The sequence below is a fragment of the Micromonospora sp. NPDC005237 genome, assembly GCF_040607775.1.
Lineage (GTDB): Bacteria > Actinomycetota > Actinomycetes > Mycobacteriales > Micromonosporaceae > Micromonospora.
The window spans coordinates 713,467-728,242 of record NZ_JBEXHJ010000001.1; the positions used below are offsets into that span (position 1 = coordinate 713,467).

12 protein-coding genes are annotated in these 14,776 nt (G+C 72.5%); 5 read left to right on the forward strand and 7 right to left on the reverse strand.

Annotation, left to right across the window (positions count from 1 at the left end):
* Positions 1-4 precede the first annotated feature (4 nt).
* Complete coding sequence (locus ABZT87_RS03460; RefSeq protein ID WP_354856428.1) at positions 5-847, reverse strand: endo alpha-1,4 polygalactosaminidase; 843 nt, start codon at positions 845-847, stop codon at positions 5-7.
* 116 nt (positions 848-963) lie between these two features.
* Positions 964-2,010: a CAP domain-containing protein gene (locus ABZT87_RS03465; RefSeq protein WP_355067027.1), complete on the reverse strand. Its 1,047-nt coding sequence runs from the start codon at positions 2,008-2,010 to the stop codon at positions 964-966.
* A 394-nt stretch (positions 2,011-2,404) separates the two neighbouring features.
* Between ABZT87_RS03465 and ABZT87_RS03470 the strand changes: the two genes are divergently transcribed.
* From ABZT87_RS03470 to ABZT87_RS03480, 3 genes are all read left to right on the forward strand, one after another.
* Positions 2,405-2,599, forward strand: coding sequence for a hypothetical protein (locus ABZT87_RS03470; protein ID WP_007456482.1), 195 nt, complete (start codon positions 2,405-2,407; stop codon positions 2,597-2,599).
* Positions 2,600-2,970: 371 nt separating this feature from the next.
* Positions 2,971-6,585: a chromosome segregation protein SMC gene (gene smc, locus ABZT87_RS03475; protein ID WP_355133347.1), complete on the forward strand. Its 3,615-nt coding sequence runs from the start codon at positions 2,971-2,973 to the stop codon at positions 6,583-6,585.
* Positions 6,585-7,205: an HAD-IA family hydrolase gene (locus ABZT87_RS03480; protein WP_355133348.1), complete on the forward strand. Its 621-nt coding sequence runs from the start codon at positions 6,585-6,587 to the stop codon at positions 7,203-7,205. The genes smc and ABZT87_RS03480 overlap by 1 nt, the downstream gene beginning before the upstream one ends.
* 180 nt (positions 7,206-7,385) lie before the next feature.
* On the opposite strand, the gene ABZT87_RS03485 is transcribed toward ABZT87_RS03480, so the two are convergent.
* From ABZT87_RS03485 to ABZT87_RS03505, 5 genes are all read right to left on the reverse strand, one after another.
* Positions 7,386-7,907, reverse strand: a complete 522-nt coding sequence (locus tag ABZT87_RS03485) for a DinB family protein (RefSeq protein ID WP_355133350.1) — start codon at positions 7,905-7,907, stop codon at positions 7,386-7,388.
* Positions 7,908-7,951: 44 nt separating this feature from the next.
* Positions 7,952-8,446, reverse strand: a complete 495-nt coding sequence (locus ABZT87_RS03490; protein WP_354856421.1) for a universal stress protein — start codon at positions 8,444-8,446, stop codon at positions 7,952-7,954.
* Positions 8,447-8,455: 9 nt separating this feature from the next.
* On the reverse strand, positions 8,456-10,060 hold the full coding sequence (locus ABZT87_RS03495; RefSeq protein ID WP_355067835.1) for an MDR family MFS transporter: 1,605 nt from the start codon (positions 10,058-10,060) through the stop codon (positions 8,456-8,458).
* A gap of 145 nt (positions 10,061-10,205) precedes the next feature.
* Entirely contained in the window at positions 10,206-10,646 is a 441-nt protein-coding gene (locus ABZT87_RS03500) for a MarR family transcriptional regulator (protein ID WP_355133353.1), read from the reverse strand.
* A 26-nt stretch (positions 10,647-10,672) separates the two neighbouring features.
* Entirely contained in the window at positions 10,673-12,385 is a 1,713-nt protein-coding gene (locus ABZT87_RS03505) for an alkaline phosphatase D family protein (RefSeq protein ID WP_355133355.1), read from the reverse strand.
* 82 nt (positions 12,386-12,467) lie between these two features.
* Between ABZT87_RS03505 and ftsY the strand changes: the two genes are divergently transcribed.
* Positions 12,468-13,658, forward strand: coding sequence for a signal recognition particle-docking protein FtsY (ftsY, locus tag ABZT87_RS03510; RefSeq protein WP_354856414.1), 1,191 nt, complete (start codon positions 12,468-12,470; stop codon positions 13,656-13,658).
* A gap of 6 nt (positions 13,659-13,664) precedes the next feature.
* Complete coding sequence (locus ABZT87_RS03515) at positions 13,665-14,528, forward strand: aminoglycoside phosphotransferase family protein (protein WP_234590129.1); 864 nt, start codon at positions 13,665-13,667, stop codon at positions 14,526-14,528.
* The last annotated feature ends 248 nt before the right edge of the window (positions 14,529-14,776 follow it).

The window sequence follows — 14,776 nt, forward strand, 5'->3', positions numbered from 1 at the left end:
GGCGTCACGGCAGCGCGCAGGGTTCCCGCCAGGCGTCCAACGCCCGGTCCTTGCGTATCGACGCGAAGCCGTAGCCGACCGTGGTGACGCAGAAGTCGTCGGTCGACCCGGTGTACTCGACGTGGAAGACCGGCTTGCCCGCGTCCACGAACGGCAGCAGCTTGGCGCACTGGTCCAGCCGGACGCACTCCTCGTTGACCACGAAGTCGAAGTCCGGCGCCAGCGCCGCGAGCTGCGGCACGTCGTTGACCAGCCCGGGGGAGAGGTCCAGTGTGCGGGCCAGCTGGGCCAGCCGGCGGTTGAACAGCAGTTGGTCGTCGAAGCCGAGGGGGAAGCCGCTGCGGTGGACGTACCCGTCGGCGTCGGAGAGGGCGACCGCGCCGAAGCCCTTGCCCCGGCACAGCCGGAACCGGTCGGCCAGCACCGGCTCCAACGCGTCCCACCCCCGTACGTCCAGCCACCGGCTGCCGGGCTGTGGGCCGGCCGCACCCTGCACGGCGGCGGGCACCCGGCTGGCGTCCGGGTCGGTCGAGCGCAGCGAGCCGACGGGCACCTGGCAGATCAGCCGTCGGTCACGGGCGCGTAGTTCGGCCGTCTGCGCGGCGGTGGTGGCCACCGGGTCGAGCAGGAAGACGTCGGCGTCCACCGTCGGGTCGAGCGGGCCGTCGAGTTGCCACTGCCACTGCCAGTGACGGGCCTGGGTGGCCGGCCACGGGGTGGGCGCGCCCGGCGGGATCAGCTCGCGGCGGCACCCGTACGCCGGCACCACCAGGATGAGCGCGACACCGGCCGACACGATCCTGCGCAGCGGGCGTGCGACGGCACGTCGCCGCAGCCGGATCCGCATCGGCAGCTCCCGGGTCCTGGGCGGCTGGTCGCCGCCCACACCGGCACGCCGCCCCCACGTCCGGTCCGGCGTGCCTCACCGGGTCCAACGAGCGCGGGGGCGTGGGCGACGCGCCCTCAGCGCGGCGCCGCGAAGACCTGCGTCCAGTACGGCCCGTTGCTGCTGGCGATGCCGACGCCGATCTCGGTGAACGCGCAGTTGAGGATGTTGGCCCGGTGCCCCGAGCTGTTCATCCAGGCGTCCATCACGGCGGCCGGCGTCTTCTGGTTCCACGCCACGTTCTCGCCGTAGGTGCGCCAGGCGTAGCCGACGCGGCCCAGCCGGACGCCGGTGTTGCTGCCGTCGCTGCCGGTGTGCGACATGTTCTGGTGGTCGGCCTGGTCCTGGCTGTGCCGCTGCGCGGCGGTCATCAGCTTGTCGTCGACGCTCAGCGCCTTGCAGCCGGCCTTGGCCCGCTCGGCGTTGACCAGGTCCACCACCTCCTGGGCCTGGGCGCTGACGGTGCCGCTGCCGCCTCCGGAGCCGCTGGTGCTGCTCGGGGCCTTGCTGCGCTCGGCGCTGCGCCGGGACGTGGCGGTGGTCCGCGACGCGGCCGGGGTGGGCTTGACCACCTTGCTCGGCGACGGGCTCGGCCGTGCCGGGCTGGGCGAGCTGGTCGGGGAGGGGGCGACCAGGGCGTCACCTGCCGGCTCGTCGGTCGGGCCGTTCCCGCCGGGCATCGCGAGCGCGCCGACGCCGACGCTCACCACGAGGGTGGCTGCCGCGGCGGCGCCGCCGATCATCAGCGGACGACGCCAGCGCCGGGGTGAGCGGTGCCGTCCGCTGCCGGTCCGTCCGTTGCCGGCGGCCTCCGTGCTCCAGCCGCCGGTGGTCTCCGCGTCGGACTCGGTACGCCAGCCGTCGCTGACCTCGGTGGGCCGGGCGTCGTCGTGCCAGCCGCCGGTCGCTTCCTCACCTCGTCCGAGGCCCGGCCATTCGGTGGTCGGTGCCTCCACGGGCGCGGGCTGCCAGCGGGCGGTGGGCTCCGCGCGGTGCCACTCGTCGCCGGGCTGGTCGGGGTCGTCGCCGAACAGGTAGGTCGAGCGGGGCTCCGGACGGTCGCGCAGCCAGTCCGGCTCGTCGGTCGGCCGCTCGGCGCGCCGGGGGGCGCCGTTCGGGTCCATCGGGTCGGTCCAGCCGTACACGGCTCTGCCTCCACGGGGTCGGTTGCGGGCCGGGGTGACGCTACGACTCGCCCGCGACCTGCGGCAACGTGGCTAAGGAAGAGTTAAGAGGAAGTCGGACGTCCAGGCGCTGACTTCCCCGAATCCCGGCGTACAGTAAAGGAGTCCGGACAGAGCGTGTCCGTGCCTTGCGGCAGCCCCCCGACAAGTGGACAGGTCGACGTGGAGATGATCTACGGCCTGCGAGAACTTGACGGAGGAGGGGTTTGCGGCTCAATATATAGGTGTCGCCAGTCGCGCCCGGTCATGCCCAGATACACCTGGAATGACAGCCGCGTACAAAATTGGGCGCGCGTTGGCCGGCCTTTCCGGCAGCGCATATCAAGGAGTCAGCATGGCGAAGGCCCTCTACGGCCACGTAGGTGCAGCGCCCGACCGGCGTCTGCTCGACGAGGTCACCCGACTGCGTGCCAGGGTTCAGGCACTGGAGTTCGAGATCACGCGTCTGCGTGCCGACAATGATCGGCTCGCGGCGGCTGCGGCGGAAGCGGACGACCTGCTCCGTCTCGCCGAGCCGGCGCTGACCTGATCTTCGGGGCGGAAAACTGAATCGCAGCACCACCGCAAAAATGCGCGCCGACACCTCTGTGCCGGCGCGCAACGCTGTCCGGCACCTTTCGTGCCCGACCATTTGTGATCTTGTAACCGGCTCCGTGATAACCGCAGCACAGTTTCACCGAAACAAGCCGGGCGGCGGGCCGATCATGAGCGTTGTTTGTCTTTCTCGGCCCTGCCGTTACACCAGCGCGGTCGGCCCGCGGTCACCGTCCGCGCCGCCCGCCGGGACCACCCGGGGCGGGTCGCGTGCCGGGTCGGTCCCGCCATCGGGTTAGTCTGCGGGTTCACCCAGGTCCGCGCAGCCGGCGACGGTACGGCGGCCACCGGACGAGGATCGAGTAGGTGTATCTCAAGAGCCTGACGGTGAAGGGCTTCAAATCCTTCGCCTCCGCCACGACGTTGAAGCTGGAGCCGGGGATCACCTGTGTGGTGGGCCCGAACGGCTCGGGCAAGTCCAACGTCGTCGACGCCATCGCCTGGGTCCTCGGCGAGCAGGGCGCCAAGGCCCTGCGTGGCGGCAAGATGGAGGACGTCATCTTCGCCGGCACCGCCGGCCGGGCGCCGCTGGGTCGCGCCGAGGTCACCCTCACCATCGACAACACCGACGGCGCGCTGCCGATCGAGTACACCGAGGTCTCCATCACCCGCCGGATGTTCCGCTCCGGCGAGAGTGAGTACGAGATCAACGGCAACACCTGCCGGTTGCTCGACATCCAGGAGCTGCTGTCCGACTCCGGCATCGGCCGGGAGATGCACATCATCGTCGGGCAGGGCCGCCTCGACGGCATGCTGCACGCCAAGCCGGAGGACCGCCGGGCGTTCATCGAGGAGGCGGCCGGCGTCCTCAAGCACCGCAAGCGCAAGGAAAAGGCGCTGCGCAAGCTCGACGCGATGCAGGTGAACCTCAACCGGCTCACCGACCTCACGGCCGAGTTGCGCCGCCAGCTCAAGCCGCTGGGCCGGCAGGCGGAGGTGGCCCGGCGTGCCGCCACCATCCAGGCCAACCTGCGCGACGCCCGGTTGCGACTGCTCGCTGACGACCTGGCCACGCTGCGGACCACCCTCGACCGGGAGATCGCCGACGAGACCGCGTTGCGGGAGCGACGCGAGCAGATCGAGGGCGAGCACACCGAGGTGCAGGGCCGGCTCGGCGAGTTGGAGGGCGCCCTCGCCGAGGACGCGCCGCTGCTCGCCGCCGCGCAGGACACCTGGTACAAGCTCTCCGCCCTGCAGGAACGCTTCCGCTCGATCGAGCAACTGGCCCGCGAGCGGCTGCGGCACCTCAGCGCCACCGGCGACGACGAGCGGCCCGGCCGCGACCCCGACCAGCTGGAGGCCGAGGCGGAACGCGTCCGTGAGCAGGAGGAGGAGCTGCGCGCGGCGCTCACCGACGACCAGATCAGGCTGGCCGAGGCGGTCGAGCACCGCCAGGAGCTGGAACGGCAGCTCGCCGCCGCCGAGCGGGAGCTGGTGGCCGCCGCCAAGGCCATCGCCGACCGGCGCGAGGGCATGGCCCGGCTCACCGGCCAGGTCAACTCGGCACGAGCCCGGACCACGAGCGCCGGTGAGGAGATCGAACGCCTCGCCGTCGCGCACGCCGACGCGCTGGGCCGCGCCGAGCAGGCGCAGGCCGACCTGGACGCGGTGGCCGCGCAGTCCACCGAGGCGGACCGGGACAACGCCGACCTGGACGCCCGGCACGCCGAGGCGGTCGCCGTCCAGGACCGGGCGCAGGCAACGGTCCGGTCGCTTACCGACGCCGAGCGGGCCGCCGAGAAGGACGCCGCCACCTGGAAGGCCCGCGAGGAGGCGCTCGCCCTGGGGCTGCGGCGCAAGGACGGCGCGGGAGCGCTGCTCGCCCGCGCCGGCGACGTGCCCGGCCTGCTCGGTAGTCTCGCCGGGCTGCTCACCGTCGCGCCGGGGCACGAGGCCGCGCTGGCCGCCGCGCTCGGGGGACTCGCCGACGCGGTCGCCGTCAGCGGGGTGGACGAGGCCGTCGAGGCGATGCGGCTGTTGAAGATCTCCGACGCCGGTCGCGCGGGCCTGCTGGTCGGCAGCCCGGCGGGGCCCGGCATGACGGGCTCGGCCGACGCGCTGCGCCCGAAGCTGCCCGACGGCGCCCGCTGGGCCCCCGACCTGGTGGAGTGCACGCCCGACATTCGTCCGGCGGTGCACCGGGCGCTGCGCGACGTGGCGCTCGTCGACGACCTCGCCGCCGCGGCCGAGCTGGTCGCCGGCAACCCCGAGCTGCGGGCCGTCACCCCGGACGGGGACGTGGTCGGGGCGTACGCGGCGGCCGGCGGGTCGGCCAAGGCGCCCAGCTACATCGAGGTGCAGGCGGCCGTCGAGGAGGCCCGCACCAATCGGCTCGCCGCTGAACGGGCCGGCGCCGAGCTGCGCGACCAGCTCGTCGAGGCGCGTGCCGAGGTGGCCGCCGCCAAGGAGGCCGTGCAGCACGCCGCCGCCGAGAAGCGCGAAGCGGAGAGCCACCGCAACGCCGCCGCCCGCCGGCTCGCCGAGCTGGGCGCGGCCGCCCGCTCGGCCAAGGCGGAGACCGACCGGCTGGGTGAGTCCCGGGCCCGCGCCGAGGCGGCCCGGCAGCGGGACCTCGACACGCTCGACGAGCTGGAGGAGCGGCTGCGGCTGGCCGAGGAGACCCCGGTCGACGCCGAGCCCTCCACCGAGGAGCGGGATCAGCTCGCCGCCATGGTGCCGCAGGCCCGGCAGAACGAGATGGAGGTCCGGCTCGCCGTGCGTACCGCCGAGGAGCGGGTCTCCTCGATCGCCGGCCGGGCCGACTCCCTCGCCCGGCAGGCCACCGCGGAGCGGGCCGCCCGCGAACGCGCCGCGGCCCGGCGGGCCGCGCGCACCCGGGGCGCGGGCATCGCCCGGGCCGTCGCCGGCGGCGCCCGGGAGGCGCTCACCCGACTCACCACGTCGATCGCGGCGGCCGAGGAGCACCGCGACGCCGTCGCGCGGGAGCGCGCCGCCCGCGAGGCCGAGCTCCAGGAGGTACGCGGGGCAGCCAAGCGGCTCGGCGCGGAGCTGGAGCGGCTGACCAGCCAGGTGCACCGCGACGAGGTGGCCCGCGCGGAGCAGCGCCTGCGCATCGAGCAGCTGGAGGCGAAGGCCGCCGAGGACTTCGGGCTGGACGTGGAGACGCTGGTCGCCGAGTACGGCCCCACCCAGCCCGTTCCGCCCACCCAGGCGGACGTGGCGGCGGCCGAGCGTGACGGTCTGCCGGTGCCCGAGCCGGTCCGCTACGAGCGGCCGGTGCAGGAGAAGCGGGCCGCCAAGGCGGAACGCGAACTGGCCCTGCTCGGCAAGGTCAATCCGCTCGCGTTGGAGGAGTTCGCCGCGCTGGAGGAGCGCTTCAAGTTCCTCTCCGAGCAGTTGGAGGACCTCAAGGCGACCCGGCGGGACCTGCTCACCGTCGTGAAGGACGTGGACGAGCGGATTCTGGAGGTCTTCGCCAGCGCGTTCGAGGACACGGCCCGGGAGTTCGAGCAGGTGTTCACGGTGCTCTTCCCCGGCGGCGAGGGTCGGCTGATCCTCACCGACCCCGAGGACCTGCTGACCACCGGCGTCGAGGTCGAGGCCCGACCGCCGGGCAAGAAGATCAAGCGGCTGTCGCTGCTCTCCGGTGGCGAGCGGTCGCTGACCGCGGTGGCCATGCTGGTGGCGATCTTCCGCGCCCGGCCGAGCCCGTTCTACATCATGGACGAGGTGGAAGCGGCCCTGGACGACGTGAACCTGGGTCGGCTGATCACGTTGCTGGCACAGTTGCGGGAGAAGAGCCAGCTGATCGTCATCACGCACCAGAAGCGGACGATGGAGATCGCCGACGCGCTCTACGGGGTGACCATGCGCAGCGGGGTCACCCAGGTGATCAGTCAACGGCTCAACCGGGCCGACGAGGACGACCAGCGGCCCGGCCGCGGCGAGGAGAACGGGTAGTGGCTCGGGAACGCGCGACGGCGCTCCTGCTGGACTTCGACGGCGTACTGCGCCGGTGGGACCCGGCGGTGGCCGCCGATGTCGAGCGAGAGTACGGCCTCGCCGAGGGGGTGCTCGGCGACATCGCCATGCAGTGGGGGCGGCTCCAGCCGGTGCTCACCGGCCAGGTCAGTCACGCCGAGTGGGTGAGCAGCGTGGCCGACGCGCTCGCCGAGCCGGCCGGCGGGCCGGAGCGGGCCCGCGCGGCCGTCGAGCAGTGGCAGCGCTACCGGGGTGAGGTGGACACCGAGGTGCTCGACTTCGTCCGGGAAGTGCGCGCCGCCGGCATTCCCGTCGGCCTGGGCACCAACGCCACCGACCTGCTCGACGCCGACCTCACCGCGCTCGGCCTGGTCGGCGAGTTCGACGTGGTGGTCAACTCGTCCACGCTCGGCGTGCACAAGCCGGCACCGGAGTACTTCCAGGCCGCCTGCCAGGCGCTGGCCACCCCGCCGGCCCGGGTGCTCTTCGTCGACGACGAGGACTGGGCCGTGCGGGGCGCCCGGTCCGCCGGGCTGTCGGCGCACCGCTGGGGCGGCCACGCCGACCTGCGCTACCTGCGGGCGGCCCTGGACTACTGAGCGGTGCGGTAGGAGGGGCGCCTCGGCTGACCCGCGAGGCCGACATGCTGACAAGCGGTATACCTCAGAGACATAAATATGTCTCTGAGGTATACCGCTCACCACCGCATCCGCCCCGGCGGAGGTGACCGAGGGTGACCGTTCTACCGTACGGTGCCGGAACCGGTTGACCGGGCCTGTTCACTCGCCGGTGACGCCGTCGATGCGTTCCCGGATCAGGTCGGCGTGGCCGTTGTGCCGGGCGTACTCCTCGATCATGTGCACGTACACCCAGCGCAGGTTGAACGTGCGCTTCTTCGCGCTGACCTCGGTGAACGTCTCGTCGAGCGAGTGCCCGGCGGCGGCCGCGCGGGCCAGGGCCACCTCGCGGTAGAAAATGGCGAAGTCCGCCTCGGCGTCGGCGGCGCTCACGTCGTGGTCGGCGTCCGGGTTCTCCGGCGTGAAGTACGGGTAGTCGACGCGCTCGCCGGCGAAGTTCTCCCGGAACCACCACGCCTCCACCTCGGCGAGGTGCCGGACGAGGCCGAGCAGGGTCAGCCCGGACGGCTCGACGCTCGGAGTGCGCAACTGCTCCTCGGTGAGACCTGCGCACTTGAGCAGCAGTGTCTGCCGGTGGTAGTCGAGCCAGCCGTCGAGCATGGTGCGCTCGTCGCCGACGTACGGTTCCGGGTTCCGGGTGATCTCCGGTGCGATCCACGTCATGGCGCGCATCCTGCCCGGCACACTGACCTGACGCGACGGGTTATTCAGGGCACCACGACGACGGGCCAGTGACCCTTGCGGACCAGCCGGGTGGCGACCGAGCCGACCAGCCGGTGACCGGCCTGCTCGGACGCGCCCACCACCACCATGTCGGCCTGGAACTCGTCGGCCGCCGCGCACAGTTCGGCGTACGCGTCGCCGCGCCGGCACAGGAAGGTCACCGGGATGCCCAACTGCTCGGCCCCACGCCGGCACTCCCGGCGCAGCTCGTCGGCCAACTCGTCGTACGTGCGCTGGACCGCGCCGGCGTCCATGCCGGGCACCAGGGCGGTGAGCCCGCTCGCCGAGCTGACGAAGACCACCACCAGGGCGGCGCCCTGCCGGCGGGCCAGCCCGGCGGCGTAGGCGCCGGCCCGCCCGGAGGTACGGGTGCCGTCCACCCCCACCATGACCACCCGCGGGCCGTCCGTGCCCCGCTCGAAGGGCAGCGGGCTGATCCGAGGGCCGTACTCCTCGCGGTCCGGCGCTCCCACGCTCATGGCTCTACCTCACCTCTGCTCGCCGGTCTGGACCGCGCCGGAGACGAGGTTCGATTCCCCGTCGACCGCATCGGAAACCGGGCTGCCGTTGTGCTGCCGCAGCGGCACCTCCTTGATGAAGCTCACCGCGATCAGCGCGATCAGCGCGAAGGGAGCGGCGGCCAGGAAGATGTCGCCGGCGCCGTGGCCGTACGCGCTCTCCACCACCGCTCGCAGCGGACCGGGCAGGGTGTGCACGTCAGGCAGGGTGCCGCCGCTGCCGGAGCTGGACGCCCGGATGCCGAGCTGGGACAGCCCGTCGGCGGTGTAGTCCTTGACCTTGTGGGCGAGCACCGCGCCGAGGGCCGAGACGCCGATCGCGCCGCCCAGACTGCGGAAGAACGCCACCACGGAGCTGGCGGCACCCAGCTCGTGCGGGCCGACGGTGTTCTGCACGGCGAGCACGAGGTTCTGCATGGTCAGGCCCAGGCCGACGCCGATCAGCACCATGTAGACGCTGAGCAGGGTGAAACTGGTGTCCGCGCGCAGCGTGCCCATGAGCGCGAAGCCGACGGTGAGCAGCGCCGAGCCGAGCACCAGGAACCGCTTCCAGCGGCCGGTCCTCGTGATGATCCGTCCACCCACCGTCGAGGCGACCAGCAGGCCGAGGATCATCGGCAGGGTCATCAGGCCGGACATGGTCGGGGTCTCGCCCCGGCTGATCTGGAAGTACTGGCCGAGGAAGATCGACGCGCCGAACATGCCCACGCCCACCGCGATGCTGGCGACGACGGCGAGGCTGATCGTGCGGTTGCGGAACAGCCGCGGCGGAATCATCGGCTCGGCGGCCCGGGTCTCCACCCGGATGGCGAGCGCGCCGAGGAGCAGAGCGCCGAGGACCATGGCGACGGACTGCCAGGAGGCCCAGGCGAACTTGTCGCCGGCGAGGGAGACCCAGATCAGCAGCACCGACACGGCCGCGGTGATCAGGGTGGCGCCCCACCAGTCGATCTGCGCCTTGCGCTTGACCACCGGCAGTTTCAGGGTCTTCTGGAGCACGACCAGCGCGGCGATGGCGAACGGCACGCCGACGTAGAAGCACCAGCGCCAGCCGAGCCACGAGGTGTCGACGATCACGCCGCCGATCAGCGGTCCGCCGATGGTGCCGACGGCCATCACGGCGCCGAGGTAGCCGCTGTAGCGGCCCCGCTCGCGCGGCGCGATCATCGTCGCCATGATCACCTGGGCCAGGGCGGTGAGGCCGCCGGCGCCGACGCCCTGGAGCACCCGACACGCGATCAGCTCGCCGGTGCCCTGGGCGGCGCCGGCCAGCACCGACCCGAGGACGTAGATCCCCAGGGCGAGCTGGACCAGCGTCTTCTTGCTGGTCAGGTCGGCGAGTTTGCCCCAGATGGGGGTGGTCGCGGTGGTCGCGAGCAGAGCCGAGGTGACCACCCAGGTGTACGCGGACTGGCCGCCGTGCAGCTCGGTGATGATGCGCGGCAGCGCGTTCGAGACGACCGTGGAGGAGAGGATCGCGACGAACATGCCCAGCAGCAGGCCGGAGAGAGCCTCCAGGATCTGCCGGTGGGTCATGTCGACGGCGGGCGCCCGGGACGCTGTCGCCTGGCTCATCGTTTACTGCCTCCGAGCGGAGTAGAGGTGGTGGGCGGCGGGCCGCACCGCGGGTCCCGCCTGGGAGTTGCCTGAAGCAACCGTACGGTTCGGTTGCCTCAAGCAACAACTGGGCGCACGGTGGCCGCATTCCCACCGTCGGAGGTCATCTCCAGGAATCGTTGAACCGGCCGAGCAGCCGGGCGAACTCCTCGACGTCCCGGGCCGGCCAGTCGTCCAGGGCACGCAGGAACTCGCCCAGGCGGGCGGACCGGGCGACGTCGAACCGGCGCTGGCCCTCCTCGGTGAGGCTGATCTGCGCCGCCCGCCGGTCGCTCGGGTCGGGGTCGCGGTGCACCAGACCGAGCGCTTCCAGCCCGTTGATCTGCCGGCTCAGCGTGCCCTTGCCCACGCCGAGCCGCGCCGCCAGCTCGGTCAACCGGATCGATCCACTGCGCCTTAACCAGAGCAGCAGCCCGTACGTGTTCGGTTCGAGGGTCGGGTGCACCTCCCGGGCGATTTCCCACGAAACCGCCCGTCCCCGGCGCAGCAACGCCGTCAGCTCGTGCTCGACAACCCGGATCGGCTCCGGCAGGTGCTCGTCCACGGGCTAGAGAGTACGGCGAGGCCCGGTCAGTCGTCGCCGGACAGGCGGCGGCTCATCACCGGCCGTAGGTGCCCGTCGCTCGTGGTGCCCTCGATGGTCACCTCGGCCCGCCGGCCCCGGTGGGTCAGGGTGGCGACGGCATTGCCGAAGTAGGGACCGGCCAGCTTGCGCCAGCGCACCCCCGGGCGTCGGACACCCGCCGAGCGGGCCAGCGCCCGCGTGGCACCCGCCGGCCCGGACGACCAGCCCAGCCGCATCAGCGGACGGATGCCGGCCGGCACCTGGTTGTGGATCGGCGAGCAGGTGAGCTGGTGCACCGGGGTGACCACCGCCGGGTCGGCGAACCGGGCCCGGGCCACGTACGAGTGGTGCACGTCCCCGGAGAGCACGCTGATCGACGCCGGTGGGGCGTACGCCGGTCCGGCGCCGACCCGGGCGCCGGACTGTTTCGGGGTGCCGGTGCCGATCCGGGCGAAGGTCTCCCCGAGCGCCTCGAAGGAGCGTCGGAACGCCGCCCAGTGCTCCAGGTCGAGTGCCCGGCGCAGCTTCTCGGCCCCCCGGGCCACCCACGGCCGGCGCGAGTCGGCCAGCTTCTCGTTCCACGCCTCGATGTGATGGATGCCCTGCGGCAGCAGCCAGGGCAGCGACGCGCCGACCACCAGGTGGTCGTAGACCCCGTGCGCCTGGTCGAGGAACCACGACCACTCACCCGGCGGCAGCATCGCCCGGCTGCCCGGCTCGAGCACCCGGCTGCACCGGTTGTCCAGCATGACCAGCCGGGTGCGCCCCAGGTCGATCGCGTAGCTCCACTGGTACTGCACCGCGCGCCAGCGCTCCGTGTCGTGCGCCAGGTCGGACTCCTGGTCGACCCGGTGTCCGAAATCGCGCAGCACGCCGGTGGCGTCCTCCGCGGCGGCGACCTTGGCGAAGACCGGGTCGGCGGCGATCTCGTCCGGGGAGAGGTTGCCCAGGTGCTGGTAGACCCAGTACGAGGCCAGCCCGCTGCCGATCCGTTCGGCCCACCACGGCTGCTCGCGCATCTCGGCGCGCCACGCCGCCGAGGTGTTCCAGTCGTCGATGATCTCGTGGTCGTCGAAGATCATCACGCTCGGCACGGTGGAGAGCAGCCAGCGGATCTCCGGATCGCGCCACGACTCCAGATAGAGCTTGGTGTACTCGTCGAAGCTCACCACCTGGTCGGCCGGGGCGCCCTTGGGCCGCCGCCGGCGTCGGCGCAGCAGCCGCCGCACGGTCGGGGAGGTGACGTCGGCGTAGACCTGGTCACCGAGCAGCACCAACAGGTCGGGCAGCGCGTTCGACTCGGGGTCGGCCATCAACCGGCGGGCGTACGCGTCCAGGGCGTCCGGCGGCAGCTTGCGGGTGGTGGCGTGCTGAGTGGTCTCCCGACAGGAGCCGAAGATCAGGCTGACCGGCTGGTCCCGGTCGTCGGCCGCCCGGGTGCGAATCACGCTGGGCGGAAAGCCGCTGCTCTCCACCGGCCAGACCAGCTCGTCGTCGACAAGCACCTCGTAGGTCGTCGTGCTGTCCGGGGTGAGCCCCTCCACCACGACGAGGGCGTAGTGGTGGTCGTACGCCGAGAAGGTGGGTGCGGTGCCGCTGGCGCCGTCGGCCGTGCGGACGGTGACCACGGCGGGCGCGGCGGTCTCCACCCAGATCGTCGCCCGGGTGTCGACCACTCGCCGCAGAAGTGGGCCGATCAGGAGGTGTGCGGCGGGCATGCGGCGAGCCTACCGCCGGTTCGTGAGGCCGGCCGGGTGCGGTGGCTGGGACGCCGTCGCCGGCATCTGACAGGATTCCGGCATGGCCGAATATCTCGTCCTCGCTCTGGTCCTGCTCGGTGTGCTGATCGCCGGCACAGTCGGGCTGGTCGTGCCGCGTCTGCGGCGGCGGCCCGAGCCCCCGCTTCCGCGCACCGAGGTCGACACCCGCGCCGAGGAGGATCTCGCCGGCCCGCCCGTCGAGGCACCGGAGTCTGATCTGTCCACCGGCGTCCTGGTCGAGCCGCCACCGGTCATCGAGGCGCCCGCCCCGACCGTGGAGGTGCCCGAGCCGACCGCCGGCCGCCTGGTCCGACTCCGCTCGCGGCTGTCGCGTTCGCAGAACGTCTTCGGCAAGGGACTGCTTGGCCTGCTCGCCCGCGACCACCTCGACGAGGACGTCTGGGAGGAGATCGAAGACAGCCTGATCAGCGCCGACGTGGGCGTCGACGCGACCCGCGAGATCGTCGACCGGCTGCGCGAGCGGACCCGGGTGCTGGGCACCCGCTCGCCCGGTGAACTGCGCGCGCTGCTCGCGGCCGAACTGGTCAACGCCCTCGACCCCGGGATGGACCGTTCGCTGCGGACCGCCCCGAAGGACGGCGTGCCGGCGGTGGTGCTGGTCGTCGGCGTCAACGGCGCCGGCAAGACCACCACCTGCGGCAAGATCGCCCGGGTGCTGGTCGCCGACGGCCGGACCGTGCTGCTCGGCGCCGCCGACACCTTCCGGGCCGCCGCCGCCGACCAGTTGCAGACCTGGGGCGAACGGGTCGGTGCGGAGACCGTCCGCGGCCCGGAGGCGGCCGACCCGGCCAGCGTCGCGTTCGACGCGGTCCGCCGGGGTATCGACACCGGCGTGGACACCGTGCTCATCGACACCGCCGGCCGCCTGCAGAACAAGGTCGGTCTGATGGACGAGCTGGGCAAGGTCAAGCGCGTGGTGGAGAAGCAGGGGCCGATCGACGAGACACTGCTCATCCTCGATGCCACGACCGGCCAGAACGGTCTGGAGCAGGCCCGGGTGTTCACCGAGGTCGTCAACGTGACAGGTCTGGTGCTGACCAAGCTCGACGGCACCGCGAAGGGCGGCATCGTGATCGCCGTGCAGCGCAAGCTCGGCATCCCGGTGAAGCTCGTCGGCCTCGGTGAGGGCAAGGACGATCTCGCCCCGTTCGACCCGGCGCAGTTCGTCGACGCGCTGCTGGGCACCGAGCCCGCCGGACGGGACGCGTAGTCTCGGGTGACCACTGACGATCGCGCGTACGCGGGCTGGCGCGACCCCGGCCACCCTTCGCAGCGCCTCGGGAGACCGTACGTGACTTCGCAGGAGATCCCGCTGCACGGCGGCAACGTGAGCACCGTGGTCCGGGTCGGTGACACGGTCCGTCGTAACGCCGGGCCGTGGACCCCTTCCGTGCACGCCCTGCTGCGCCACCTGGAGTACGTCGGGTTCACCGGCGCCCCCCGGGCGCTCGGGATGGACGAGCGCAACCGGGAGGTGCTGTCGTACCTGGAGGGGGAGTGCGGGGAGTACCCGCTCGCCCCGCACTGGGTGACCGACGAGGCGCTGGTCACCGTCGCCACCATGCTGCGGATGTTCCACGACGCGCAGTACGGCTTCGCCCCGCCGCCGGGGGCGGTCTGGCGCTCGTTCGGGCCCCCGCCACCGGACACCGAGGTGATCTGCCACCACGACGCCGCGCCGCACAACGTGATCTGGCGGCCGGACGGCACGCTCGGGCTGATCGACTTCGACCTCGCCTCGCCCGGCGCCCGGATCTACGACGTGGCGTACGCCGCGTGGACGTGGGTGCCGATCTTCGCCGACCGGGACTCGATCACGCTGGGCTGGAAGCATCCGGACCGGCCGCGCCGGCTGCGCCTCTTCGCCGACGCGTACGGGCTGATCCCGCGGGACCGGCACCGGCTGATCCGCACCATCCGCAAGCGGATCGTGGACCACGTCGAGGGCATCCGCCGGATGGCCGCCGCCGGTGAGCCGGCGTTCGTCCGGATCGTGCACAAGGGGCACCTGCGGCGGCCGATGCGCGACCTGCGGCTGCTCGACTACGAGCGGCACGCCCTGGAGAACGCCCTCCGCTGAGCGCCGACCGGTCGGTTCCGGAAGGCGGTCGGTCGATGGCTCCACCCGGTCAGCCATCGACGTCCGCCGTCCGGGCGATCAACCCCTGTCCATGCCGCCTGGTGTGCGGACTTCGTGACACGTACGAAACAACCCGTCACGAAACGGAAACCCGCACGGGACCCTGGGTGAAACAGCCGGCCGCGAGGCTTCCGCGCAACCGGCCTACGGGCGACGCTGCCCCGGAAAGCCGCGAAGGAGGACTTCAC